Here is a 12,193-nt window from a genome sequence, read left to right on the forward strand (position 1 = left end):
CAGCAGGTCCTAGGGTGGGTCTAGATAACTTTGCCCGGATTGATGATGTTGTCCGGGTCGAAGACTTTCTTAATCCCGCGCATAAGCTGGATTTCAGCTTCAGAACGAGTGTAGTTCAGGAAGGACTTTTTGGTCAGACCCACACCGTGTTCGGCAGAGATGGATCCTTTGTACTTTTTAACCGCATCAAAGACCATCACGTCGACCTTGCGGCATTCCTTGACGAATTCTTCCTTGGTCATGCCCTCGGGGCGCAGGATATTGATGTGCAGATTCCCGTCGCCAATGTGGCCGAACCAGACCACTTCCCAGTTCGGATAAGCCTTGGACAGGACCTGGTCCAGGTCTTCCATGAACGGCGGCACCTTGGAAATCGCCACAGCGATATCGTTTTTGTACGGGGAATATTTCGCCAAAGATTCAGAGATGTCCTCGCGGTATCTCCAGAAGGTCTTGGCTTGAACTTCCGATTGGGAAATCACGCCATCCAGAACCCAGCCTTCTTCCAGGCATTTTTCAAACACACCCAAAGCGTGTTCCTGGTCCTGTTCGTTGCGGGTTTCAACTTCCGCCAGAACATAGAACGGGCACTCGGTCGCCAGCGGAGCCGACAAGCCTGTGCTGTCCAAAACCTTGCGCAAAGCTTTGTCCGAGAACATCTCAAAGGCCACCAGCGGAGTTTTGGTTTTGAATTCCGCAAAGATTTTCATCACGGCATCAAGCCCGGTCACACCCATCACCAGAACATTCATTGGTGGGGGATTGGCAGCAAGCTTGATGGTGGCTTCAGTGATAAAGCCCAAAGTTCCTTCAGATCCGATGAACAGGTGGCGCAGATCATAGCCCGTCGCATTTTTCACCAGGCCGTTATTCAGCTCCAGAACTTCGCCCGTGCCAGTCACTACAGTCAGGCCGACAACCCAGTCACGAGTCAGGCCGTAACGAACGACTTTGATGCCACCAGCATTGGTTGCGATGTTGCCACCCATTTGGGAGGAACCGCGGGCTGCAAAATCCACTGGATAGAAAAGCTGTTTTGAGTGCGCGAACTGCTGCAAAGCCTCCGTTACGACACCCGGTTCAATCACCACGGTTTGATCCACGGAATTGAACTCTTTGATTTTGTTCATTTGATCAAAAGACACGACCACTTCGCCGTTGGTGGCGACCGCAGCCCCGGAAAGACCCGTGCGGCCTCCGGAAGGGATCAGAGCGATTTTGTTTTGACGGGCCCATTGGACCAGCGCAACCACATCGGCGGTGGAGTGAGGGAAAACAATGGCGCTGGCTTTGATGTCGAAATAGGTTGTCCAGTCCCGGCCCCAGTATTTCAGACTCTCTTCGTCGGTTTTGATTTGGTCTTTCTTCAAGATGCTTTCAAGGTCGCGGAGAGCTGTGGTGGACATGTGCTACAATCCTATTCTTCGTTGATCGGGCGGTGATAATCTTTCAGAGTTCTGATTCTAAAGAAAGCATAGACGGGACACAAGCCCCAAGCGGCCGTGATCAGACCATAGACCCCAATGTACGCCCAGAAAGGACCGCCTGCCACAGCGTAAGCGGTCAAACCCACGCCGAACAGAAATCTTAGAATGCGGTCCCACAGGGCGACATTGCATCTCATACTACTTCAGAAGTTCCTGAAGTTCGCCGGACTGGTACATTTCCATCATGATGTCGCTGCCGCCAACCAACTGGTGGTTGATGTAAAGCTGTGGAATTGTCGGCCAGTTGCCGTACTCTTTGATGCCCTGACGGATTTCGTCGTCATCAAGTACGTTCACATCGTGGAACTGAACGCCCATATCCTGAAGGATTGCGCATGCACGAGCAGAGAATCCGCACATAGGGAACTGTTGAGTCCCTTTCATGAACAATACGATTTTGTTACCTTTAACAATCTGATCAATTCTTTCGTGAGTCGTTGCCATTTTTACGGTCCTTTTTATGATTTAATCTTAGTCTTGATTGAAAGGGCATGAACCTCTCCGGTCTTCAATTCTGGACCAAAGCAAGCCATGACGTTCTGGTGCTGCTGAATGCGGGTCATGCCGGCAAATACAGTGCTTTCCACGAACACTTCCCAGTGATCCTGAGTTCCGGTCAGATCGAAAACTTCGATCGTGGATTGAGGATAATGCTTCTCTAAACGCTCTTTCATTTGTTCTGCTGTCATAGAACGGGAAACTAGCAGAGGGCGCCCTCCCTGTCCAGCCTTCGCCAAGGCTTCGGTGGGCAGCCAGCGGTCCCATCCGGCAAAGCCTTAGCGACGGCGGATTGATTGATGCAGGCCGTCGATGTACTATAGGCCCATGTTTGGACCGTCCTTCCGCCTGATTAAGATATTCTCTCTGGTATTGCTGACTGTGCTCTTCTATTTCTTCGCAAGAGCCGAGTTCCTTATTTGGAATTGGAGTTTATTCAAAAATAAACCCGCTCAGGACATTTTGTGGTCCTTCATAGTGGGCCTGCGCTTTGATGTGGCGGCCATTCTGACTTTGACGGCACCGTTGCTGTTGCTGGCCTTCGTGCCCTGGCCACGGGCCTGGAACGGTCTTTGGGCCACGGTCACCTGGGTGGCTTTCAGTGTTTTGCAGGTGCCATTCCTGATTCTGAACCTGGGCGACACCGAATTCATCAACTTCGTGGGCCGTCGTTTCACTTTTGACAGTCTGTTTGTGGTGAACGAAATCCCCGGTAAAGTCTGGAACTTCGTCAGCAGCTACTGGCTGCTGTTTTTGGTGAACACACTCATTGTGTTGCTGTTCGTGCTTTTGGTGCGCAAGGTGACACTTGCTGGCTTTGAAAAACTGCAGTGGACCGTGCACAGCCGAAAAGACAAAGCCAAACTGTGGCTGGCTCACGGGTTTCTTTGTTTTGTGGCGCTGGCGATTTCAGTGATCGGAATTCGCGGTGGTCTTCAGGCCAAACCCGTCAGCTTCGTGAACGCCAATGTATTCACCGCCCCTTTGTTGAACAATCTGGTGCTGAATTCCACCTTCACCTTTATTAAAAGCTACGGAGCCAAGGGTCTTAGCAAAGACAAGTACTTCAACGACCAGCATGAAATGCTGTCATTGCTGAATGGATCTTTGCGTGGCTCCCTGATGGAGGGCCGCCGTCCGAAAGCCCCGCAAAATGTGGTGATCATCATTCTGGAAAGCTTCGGGGAGGAATACATCGGCCCGGTGAACGGGAAGTCCTACACGCCGTTTTTGGATTCTTTAAAGGCCCAATCCCTCAGCTTTGAAAACGCCTATGCCAATGGCCGCCGCTCCATCGAAGGGGTGGGGGCGATCATGGGCGGGATTCCGGCGCTGATGAATGAGCCGTTTATTTCCTCGCACTTTACTTCGAACTATTTCCTGGGTTTGGGGACTCTACTGACGCCGGCGAAGTATTCGACGAGCTTCTTTCATGGCGGTCACAACGGAACGATGTACTTTGATTCCTTCATGCAAAGTGCCGGGGTTGAAAAATATTTTGGTGCGCGCGAATACGGTAACGGCGCCGATGACGATGGTGTGTGGGGTATCTGGGATGAGCCCTTCCTGCAGTGGATGCTGACAGAAGTAGACCAGTTGCCTCAGCCGTTTATGACTTCGGTGTTCACGTTGAGCTCGCATCAGCCCTACAAGATTCCGGCTCAGTATCAGGACCGTTTCAAAGAAGGTCCGATCGAGATTCTGAAAACGGTGGAATACACGGACTTTGCCCTGGAAAAGTTCTTTGCCGAGGCCGCGAAAAAGCCGTGGTTCAAAAATACATTGTTCATTGTGACAGCGGACCACGCTTCCATGCACTACCGTCCCGAATATGAAAATGAACAGGGAAGCTATCGCATCCCGCTGTTCCTTTATCATCCGGGGTACAAGTTCCCGGAAGTGGACACGAAGATGGTGGTGCAGCAGATCGATGTTCTGCCGACGGTTTTGGATTTCCTGGGAATTTCTGACAAGGATCAGAACTATCTGGGCAGTTCCATCTTCATTCCTGGCGACAAGACCGCGGTGAATTTCATTGATGGTCGTTATCTGTTGTTTGCAAAAGACTATTTCCTGCGCTGGACACCGGGACACGGCGAACCACAAATGTTCGCCATGTCCGACCGTGCGACCGAGCACGAAATCCCGGCCGATCAGCCGGGCACTTCGCCGCGCCGGCAGGCGCTGGAAAAAAAGCTGAAGGCCACCATCCAGTACTTCAATGAAGGCATGTGGGACAATAAACTTTATTACCCTTCAAAATAGCGAAACATAAGAAAGGACCCCGTTGAGAGGTCCTTTTGTTTTAATGGGAAACGTTGGACAAAATTTCGTGGGAAAGATTTTGATCGCGGGCTTTGCTGGCGATGTCGCCCAGGCTGAGCATGCCAACCAGGCGTTTGCTTTCGTTGATCACTGGCATGCGACGAATTTTCTGCGACGCCATCAGTTCTCCCACTTCCAACAGATCATCTTCTTCAAAGCAATATTCAATTCCCTTGCTCATGCATTCGCTGACTTTGGTGACGTTCGGATCCAGGCCCTTGGCGACCACACGCAGGGTGATATCGCGGTCCGTAATCATGCCGATCATCCGGTCATTTTCCTCAATAGGCAGGCAGCCATAGTCGCCTTTTGCCATCATTTCGGCGGCCTCGCGCACGGTGCGGTCGCGGTTGATGTAATCAGCATGTTCATGCATGACGTCTTTTACTTTCATGGGAAACTCCTTGTTGGTTGAGTCCTCATGATATTTCTTTTGCTGAATCAGCAGTGGTGTATTTTGTCATTGATGTTCGCAGGAAAAAGTTGACTGACACAGACGGAATGATTTTAAATCTGTCGTCATGTCAGACGATAAATCTTCCAATTTTGAAATTCGTTGTGGTGTTGTGATCGCTGTTTTTGCTGCGGTCATGGCGGTGAGTGATCTGGTTGCAGGCAAGTACGGGGATGATGAGATTATCGGAACCAATGAAAAAGCCGCAGCTTACATGTGGTACCAGTCCAAAAGCGTGAAAGAAACGCTGGTCGAAGGGGAAAAGTCCCTGCTGGAAAGCCTGAAACAAGCCGGTGCTTTGAAGCCAGGCACGGAAAAGGCCATCGACAGTCATCTGGTCAATTTGCAGAAACGCATTCTGCGCTATAAGAAAGAAAAGAATGAAATCCTTCGTGGGTCGCAGACGGTGGGGCAGGATAACTGGGTTCAGGATATCAATGGCGAACTGGGCAAAATCATCGGTGCCCAGGAAATGGAAGCCCATCTGGCGACCTTGTCGGTGGCCGGGGACCGTTTTGATATGTCCAGTTTGTTCTTTCAGTTGTGTCTGGTCCTGGGGGCGATGAGCCTGATCCTGAAAAAAGAAAGCCTGCAAAATGTGTTTTTTGCAGGCATGTGTGTTTTGGGAATGGTCGGCACGGGGATTTCCCTGTGGGCTTATCTGGGTGTGGCTTAACCTGTACGACGGAAATAAATATCGCGTTGCAAATCAGTGAGGGAGGCCACAATCTTGCCCTCGCTGGCATTGGCCATATGATTGAATTCCACGCCTAATACCAGGGTCTCGTCATTTTTCACACGGATATTTTTGATCAGGCCCTGAACGACGATGGGCTCTCTGTCTCCCAGAAAGATTTCTGCTTCCACCAGATCTTCCAATTGCAGATTGGCTTCAGTCTGGGGAATCTCCACAGCACAACCTTCTGTGGACAGGTCCAGCAGGCGGCAGGTGTGGGAACAAACGGCCTGATTCAAATATGTCACCACAAACTCGGCGGAATAATCTGCCGGAATCACGTAGCGATAGTTTTTTCTTTTTTGCAGATGGAACAGGTTCAGCACTGTCAGGGTGACATTGTTTTCGTTGATCACCGGATGAGTTTCAAACAGGTACTTTTCGCCTTTGATGGAAAAGCTGGCCGTGAACGTCGCTGAATCCTCGGTGTTCATGGCGGTGGATTCCGGCGGGTGGCATTTGATCTGTAGTTTGTCATTCACACCCATGGTGCGAAGAGTGATGCTGCGATCGAATTTGTCTCTAAGGACAATCGACTCATTGCTGTTCACCAGACGCTGTAACAGCGTCTGCTTTTCGGCTTCATTATGAATGGCTTTAAAGACGACCAGGGATTCGCTCATGTCAGGCCGCCGCAGTCATCTTATGGCCACATTCGTGGCAGAACTTGGCGCCAGCCTGAACCTCGGCACTGCAGGCCGGGCAGGATGGACCGCTGGATTTTTTCTTGGGCTTTTCCTCTTTTTCGTCCATGTCGACGAAGCCTTTTTCATTCCATTTTTCAATCTCGCGCAGCATCTTCCAGCTTTGCAGGATGGAGCGGAATTCTTTGACTTCAAATTGCAGGACCACTCCGGTGCCGGCATTTTTGCGTTTCATGAAAACGCCTTTGCCTTCCAGACGGGCAAAGTGGTCGTTGTTCAGGTTGATGCCGATTTCCTCTTTGCAGAATTCACTGAACTTGGCGAAATCAACTCCGACGATGCCGAAGCGATCCGGCTGTTCATTTTCTGAAAGCTTCAAAATCGCCCCCAGCATCTGCACACACAGTTCATCGACTTTCAAAAGGTCGGAACGGCCGCCTTTGAAATAGTAGTACTGATAGAATTCAAAGAAGCTTTCCACCAGGCCCAGATCCAGGAAGTGAACCTTCTGGATTTCTTCCGGGCCATCAGGATTAGTGGGGTCTTTGCCCATTTCATACAAAGCCAGTTTCAGCTTCACCAGAATGTTGATGGCCTGTTCGATGCGTTTCGGGGAATCGCCCATCACGCGCTGGGAATACTGCTTCATCATGTTCCAGTCCACGATCACACGACCGGCCTGGGATCTGTCGCCCTTGTGGTTGGCCGTGTGGAAGACGGCGCCGTACACCTTGGCCACCTGATCTTCCGGGCAAGGCGACGAGTCTTTTTCCATTTTACTGGAACGAACATCATTCATCGCCAGACGCAGACGGTCCGCCAGTGATTTGATGATCACCTTCAGCATCTGAGGTGCGCCTTCATATTGCTGCTTCAGGGTTTCAACCGGAATTTCCAGCACCTTGGTTTCAGTGGTCGCAACAGCGGATGTGGGGTGAGTGGCTTGCCCCAGAATCACCTGATCACCAAGAATATGAGAAGAACCCAATTGGAAAAGGTCGATGGTTTTTTTACCGCGGATCAGACATTGATTCGCACCACCGGATTGGATCAGATAAACGGCCGTAATTTTATCGCCGTCTTTATAGATCACTTCGCCTTTTTTAAAGGTTTTTACAGACATAGCATCCCACTCCTTAAAGAAATCACATGGTTATATCGGCTGAAAGGGCCCTAAAATTGAGTTCGGGCGGGGGCTTGCGAGGTCCAGTTTCATACGTTATAACGGTGCGGATGGATTACTTCTTTTCGGCCGCTCCTCCGGAGCATCAAAAACGTGAAAAAGCCAAAGCCCGCGAGCTGCGCCAAAGCCAATGGTGGAAGCAGGAGCTGGGCAAAGGTCTGTGCTATCACTGCGGTGAACGTTTCAAGCCGGCCGATCTCACAATGGATCACCTGATCCCCATCGCCCGCGGGGGCAAATCCAATAAGAACAATTGCGTTCCATCCTGCAAGGACTGCAACAGCAAAAAAGGTTATAAAACCCGTGCAGAAATGGCTCTGGAGGAATTGAAGAATTCCTCCACTCCGGCCCCGGAATCTGACGACGAAAGTCAGGAATAACAGCGCCCCTCAAGGGCGTTTTTTATTAGGGCAGTCGGCTTGTCGCCACCGTGAGGATGTACGAGTCCCCTTTGGTCAGAGACTGTAACGGACTTAGCCAGAATATTTGTGTGATGATTTCATCCCGTTCCAGGGCGCCCAGAGCGCGGATGGTGTGTTCCGGCGCTGTTGCCTGAAGGGTTTTCAGGGGATTTTGTGAATAGTACTTGCCGATGTCGGCTTCCAGATTTTCCTGATCCTGTGTGGTGCGTTGGTACAGGTGGTACCACTTGCGGCAATACAGATCTTCAAGGGAATAGCTGCACACTTCAAAGAATCTCAAGCTGCGGAAGATCTGAGTATGCGCTTGCGTGTAGATTTCAATCAGGTGATGGGGGTGAATTTGTTCCAGAATAAACGGATCCACGCTGACGCCCAGGCGGTGGATGGCTTTTTCCGTGAACAATCGGGTGTCTTTCAAGCTGCCGTTCTGGGATTTCACGTCGGTGCAGACTTGAAAATAAACCAGGATGTCTTTCAGAACCTGTTCTTGTTCTTCGGCGGTTAAAAGATTGAAGTAAGGCAAAGTGGTGTGCCCGTAGGGGCGAACCAGAAGTCCCTCTTCTTCGATGAGCACACTGATGTTTTCGCTCAGGATTTTAAAACGTGCATGACGACTGAGCCCGGATGACGACTGCATATGACTCAGTTTAGGCATAAGTTCCTGAGCTTGCCAAGTTACATACAGAATGGAGCCGAAGGATCTTTCTGGCAAAGATAGGACTTCATTTCCTGATTTTCTTTTTCAAGGCGTTCAGTGCGTGCTTTTAAGGCAGAGACTTCTTTTTGGGTGCCCATAAGCTCTGAATAAATTTCTTTGACAGCGTTGATGAGAGGAGCAACAAGAGTCGAATAAGTCACTGCCAAGTATCCATCCGGACTTTTTGTGACAGCTTCGGGAAAGACCTTCTGTACATCCTGAGCAATCACGCCGATCTGGCGACTTGTTCCGCGACTCTCATCTTTCCAGTCGTAGGTGATGCCTTCAATCTGTAAAATTTTGTCCAGGCTTGAAGGGATGCGTTCGATGTTCTTTTTTAGGCGAATGTCTGACGACGAAGACCACGCATTGGTCAAAAAACCACTCCCGTCGGCTTTAACATAAAAACGTGTGTTGCCGTTCGAGCGCCCCATAAGGATGTTATTGCTGGCCGCAGCTCCGTTCAGATAAATATTCACACCATGAGCATCCGCCGCGCTTGAGGAGTTTATGAATTGCCCCGCATAGCCCCCGGCCGCAGCTTCGATATTCAATGCCATTGCAGAAACACCGGTGCCTCCTGGGACGGCAATCGTTCCGGTGTCACCCGGATTGGCCTGACTGTTGCCAATAAGTCCGGCGCCGCCCACAAAGAAACGGCGATACCAGGTGGATCCGTTGGTTACACCGACAGCAAAGGTGTCAGAGGCTGATAATTGATCGTCCCCGATATTCACCCGCAGATCAGTGTTGTTTGGAACACCTGAAACATTATAGCGTGCGATCCACAAAGGATCCGTGTTTGAATTGGCGCCCAGGAAATACAATTTTTTACCGTAAGTCGCTTCACGGGTGGCAAGATCTGTGTCATCCACACCCACGCTGACATCCCCACGAGTGACCAGGCTCACATTCGCAGTGGACGAACCAACATTTAAAGAGGTTTCGGTAAGGCTCAACAGATAGTTGATGGCTGCGGTGTTCGTGGAGGAATCGGCCTTCCATACGTTAAAAGAATTGTTCGATGCTGTTGCCCCGATGCCAAACTTGTTGTTGGCTGCCAGGTCAAATTCGATGGCCGAGCTTCCCGCTCCGCTGAATTTTAGAAATTTGTTCCAGTTCACGGTCGTCCAAAGGTTGCTTTTTGAAATCTCAAGACCCGTGGTCGGAGAGCCATTGCCGATACCCACGTAACCCGCATCATCAATCAGCATGCGAGTGGACCGAGCAGTGCCGCCGATCGGAGTCGTGGCAAAGTCAATTTTGGTTCCGTTCGCTGCGGCGGTGAAGGGCTCGGCCGCCAAAAATTGAATCGCGGCGACGTTGCCACTAGTGCCAGGGCCGGAGTGATAGCCCATGCCATAAAGACCCATCAGGCGATCTCCAGTAGTGACAGCAGCCGGAGAGGCCACTGTGCCCCGGGTTTTTACAAAACCCACCGCCGGACCATTGTTATCATTGGAAGATTGCTGCAAGCGGACCCAGGCACTGGAGTCCTTGGTTATATCCAGCGGAGCCGTCGGCGTGGTTGTGCCAATACCGACCTCGCCAGCAGCGCTGACAGTCATACGGGGAAGGTCCGCCGTCAATAGATGTATCGGTGCAGCTCCTCCATTCCCAAGAATCATGCTTGATACGGGGGTGGTGCTGAAGCTGCGAATCAGGAAAGAGTCGGCCCCGTCAATTCCACCAAAGGTTTGGGTGTTGGCGGTGCTGAGCACGGCCATTTCCACTTCGGCACCATCAGATTTGGCAATGAATCCGGCTTTGGAGGCTGTATCTGCCGTGGTGTTATCAGCCTTAAAGAATGTTCCGCTGTTCTGATGGTTCGTCACGTGCAGTTCTTCACTTCCAGTAGCACCCACAAACAAGCGACCTGACGTGTCCAGCGTCATCCGGGACACGTTGTTTGTTTTGAAACTCAAAGCATTGCCGTCATTGGTGCCGATGCTGGTGGCCGCACCAAAGCTGTTGCCGCCATTCTTAAAGTAAGTGTTGTCATAGGCATTGGCCGGAAGATCACTGGAGGCCAGAGAACGGAAGCTGGGCGCTCCAGCACCCCCGGAGGCGGGACCGGCAAAGATCAGATTCTGACCTTTCGAAGCATAGGTGATCTGCGAGTCCTCCACCGAAATCGTGGTGCAGGCGAGTTTGTCTGTTAAAGAAATCCAAGTCAGCGTCTGTTTGGGCGTGCAGGAGGTCGTCGGAAAGGCGGTGTCCGTTGGAACAACGCTGGAATGAATGTCGCTGAGACTTAAGAAGCCTGGTGCGTACTGCGTTGAGCCATCATAGCGCAGAACATGCCCCGCTGAAGAGGGAGTGGTGGTGGACACGGTAATGTTTTGAATCTTTGCCACTTTTGTAACACCGGCATTCGTCAAAGAAATGTCACCTGAGGGGGAAACTGCTGTAGCGACACCGCTGCCATTGCCGATCCAGATGGACCCATTGGCCAGAGATGTTCCCAGTTTGCCATTGAAAATGGCAAAGTCTGTCGCCGCCAAATATCCGTCTACTGATCCCGTGGCTTTCGGAATACCAATCGTCGGATTGCCCCCACCTGAAGATGTCAGTGGAGCAGACACAGAAACGCCCGTCATGGTGCTGACGCTGGCAATAACCACCCAACTGCTGCCGTTGTCGGAATAAATCCGTTGCGTGTCCGTGGCCAAGTAAATGCGACCCGCCGTGCCGGCAGTTCCTTTTGCGGCATCGGAACCGGTTTCCAAAGACACCGTGCCGCCGGCATTCTTCACGGCATCAGCGATTCCATAACCCGCAAGAGTTGTTGGCAAGCCAGATGTGATTTTACTCCAGGGAAGATTTGGAACTGATCCCACCGCCACAGTGCCGCTGAGGTCTGAAGCCAGCAGTGGAGAATTCGCAAAAGCGGAACCATCATGGCGTATATACTGGCCTGAGGTTGGCGTGGTCAGTGTCAAAGTCGTGCCTTGCAGCTTGCCAATCGTTGGATTGGGATAACTGCTGGCAAGATCGCCGCCGGCAGCTCCGGTGGGAATGCGCGCGTTGGTGAAGCGGCTGTCATCACCGGCAGCTACCGTGTTGGCAGCAGTACCGACATTCAAAGTCAGTTGCGGGGTGGATGTTCCGTTGGTGATAGACAGATAGCTGTTGGCACTTGTGACGTCGGTGACGGTTCCACCGCTTGCACCAGACACCGCCGCACACGTCAGAATTGCTCCGTTATAGGTTAGGAAAGTTCCGGGGCCGCAGGAAGGCAAGCCCGCTTTTAGCAGGAAGTCAGATGCGGCATAGCCCCCGACAGTGCCGGCATTGGCCGCTGAGGTCGCATGATGTGCATAGGGAACGGAGCGAATGATCGAATCTGGCGAGATCTGTTTCCAACCACTGCCGTCATAGAATTGAACTTTCAGGACGCGGCCGTCTTCGGCCAGGGGATTGTAGGGACTGCCACCTTCACAAGTCAGAGAGGTGGTGTTGGCGAATGCTGCCGACAGCTTAAATGGCGGCGCTGGGTATTGCATTGAACCTGATCCGATCGGCACGTCAAACACCCCGCCGGAGTTCACCATGTTGATTCCATTTTTTTGTTCACGATAAAGAATACAGGAACCATTGGGACTGGCGATTTCAAAAATAAAGGACACGTTGTTGTATTCCAGCGGAGCGCCATCCGCCTTCAGAATACGACCTTGATATGTCAGTTGATTGGGCGCAGCCCAAGCCAGGATGGAAGCCATAAATATGGCCGAAAAAGAAAGAAAA

At 51.4% G+C, this 12,193-nt stretch carries 12 protein-coding genes; 3 read left to right on the forward strand and 9 right to left on the reverse strand.

The features are described from left to right. Nucleotides 1–20: 20 nt before the first annotated feature. The 4 genes from B9G79_RS04805 to B9G79_RS04820 are packed head-to-tail and all read right to left on the reverse strand — an operon-like array spanning nt 21 to nt 2,161. Nucleotides 21–1,406, reverse strand: a complete 1,386-nt coding sequence (locus tag B9G79_RS04805; RefSeq protein WP_088564525.1) for an FAD-binding oxidoreductase — start codon at nt 1,404–1,406, stop codon at nt 21–23. 11 nt (nt 1,407–1,417) lie between these two features. Further along, nucleotides 1,418–1,624: a YgaP family membrane protein gene (locus B9G79_RS04810; protein ID WP_011165270.1), complete on the reverse strand. Its 207-nt coding sequence runs from the start codon at nt 1,622–1,624 to the stop codon at nt 1,418–1,420. A 1-nt stretch (nt 1,625) separates the two neighbouring features. Continuing rightward, the gene (grxD, locus tag B9G79_RS04815; RefSeq protein WP_011165269.1) at nt 1,626–1,931 is read right to left on the reverse strand and encodes a Grx4 family monothiol glutaredoxin; all 306 of its coding nucleotides are present in this window, start codon (nt 1,929–1,931) and stop codon (nt 1,626–1,628) included. A gap of 14 nt (nt 1,932–1,945) precedes the next feature. Next, nucleotides 1,946–2,161 carry a BolA/IbaG family iron-sulfur metabolism protein gene (locus B9G79_RS04820; protein ID WP_226987824.1) on the reverse strand — a complete coding sequence of 72 codons (216 nt, stop codon included), beginning with the start codon at nt 2,159–2,161 and terminating at the stop codon, nt 1,946–1,948. 151 nt (nt 2,162–2,312) lie between these two features. Between B9G79_RS04820 and B9G79_RS04825 the strand changes: the two genes are divergently transcribed. After that, nucleotides 2,313–4,250, forward strand: coding sequence for an LTA synthase family protein (locus B9G79_RS04825; protein WP_232469175.1), 1,938 nt, complete (start codon nt 2,313–2,315; stop codon nt 4,248–4,250). Nucleotides 4,251–4,290: 40 nt separating this feature from the next. On the opposite strand, the gene B9G79_RS04830 is transcribed toward B9G79_RS04825, so the two are convergent. After that, a complete protein-coding gene (locus B9G79_RS04830) occupies nt 4,291–4,704 on the reverse strand; it encodes a CBS domain-containing protein (RefSeq protein WP_088564527.1) in 414 nt (137 codons plus the stop codon). 127 nt (nt 4,705–4,831) lie between these two features. Between B9G79_RS04830 and B9G79_RS04835 the strand changes: the two genes are divergently transcribed. Continuing rightward, nucleotides 4,832–5,440 carry a DUF4337 domain-containing protein gene (locus B9G79_RS04835; protein WP_088564528.1) on the forward strand — a complete coding sequence of 203 codons (609 nt, stop codon included), beginning with the start codon at nt 4,832–4,834 and terminating at the stop codon, nt 5,438–5,440. Here B9G79_RS04835 and B9G79_RS04840 read toward each other — a convergent pair. Both B9G79_RS04840 and B9G79_RS04845 read right to left on the reverse strand, forming a co-directional pair. Continuing rightward, nucleotides 5,437–6,123, reverse strand: a complete 687-nt coding sequence (locus B9G79_RS04840; protein ID WP_088564529.1) for a PilZ domain-containing protein — start codon at nt 6,121–6,123, stop codon at nt 5,437–5,439. The two genes, B9G79_RS04835 and B9G79_RS04840, sit on opposite strands and share 4 nt — an antisense overlap. 1 nt (nt 6,124) lies before the next feature. Continuing rightward, nucleotides 6,125–7,267, reverse strand: a complete 1,143-nt coding sequence (locus B9G79_RS04845) for a cyclic nucleotide-binding domain-containing protein (RefSeq protein ID WP_088564530.1) — start codon at nt 7,265–7,267, stop codon at nt 6,125–6,127. 110 nt (nt 7,268–7,377) lie between these two features. On the opposite strand from B9G79_RS04845, the gene B9G79_RS04850 reads away from it, so the two are divergent. Next, nucleotides 7,378–7,707, forward strand: coding sequence for an HNH endonuclease (locus B9G79_RS04850; RefSeq protein WP_088564531.1), 330 nt, complete (start codon nt 7,378–7,380; stop codon nt 7,705–7,707). Between the two features lie 25 nt (nt 7,708–7,732). Here the strand turns inward: B9G79_RS04850 and B9G79_RS04855 are convergent, their stop codons facing one another. Both B9G79_RS04855 and B9G79_RS04860 read right to left on the reverse strand, forming a co-directional pair. Beyond that, nucleotides 7,733–8,404 carry a hypothetical protein gene (locus tag B9G79_RS04855; RefSeq protein WP_088564532.1) on the reverse strand — a complete coding sequence of 224 codons (672 nt, stop codon included), beginning with the start codon at nt 8,402–8,404 and terminating at the stop codon, nt 7,733–7,735. Between the two features lie 20 nt (nt 8,405–8,424). Next, nucleotides 8,425–12,168: a tail fiber domain-containing protein gene (locus B9G79_RS04860; protein WP_157678716.1), complete on the reverse strand. Its 3,744-nt coding sequence runs from the start codon at nt 12,166–12,168 to the stop codon at nt 8,425–8,427. Nucleotides 12,169–12,193: the final 25 nt, after the last annotated feature.

Origin of the sequence: Bdellovibrio bacteriovorus, from assembly GCF_002208115.1 — a bacterium.
Taxonomy (GTDB): Bacteria; Bdellovibrionota; Bdellovibrionia; order Bdellovibrionales; family Bdellovibrionaceae; genus Bdellovibrio; species Bdellovibrio bacteriovorus_C.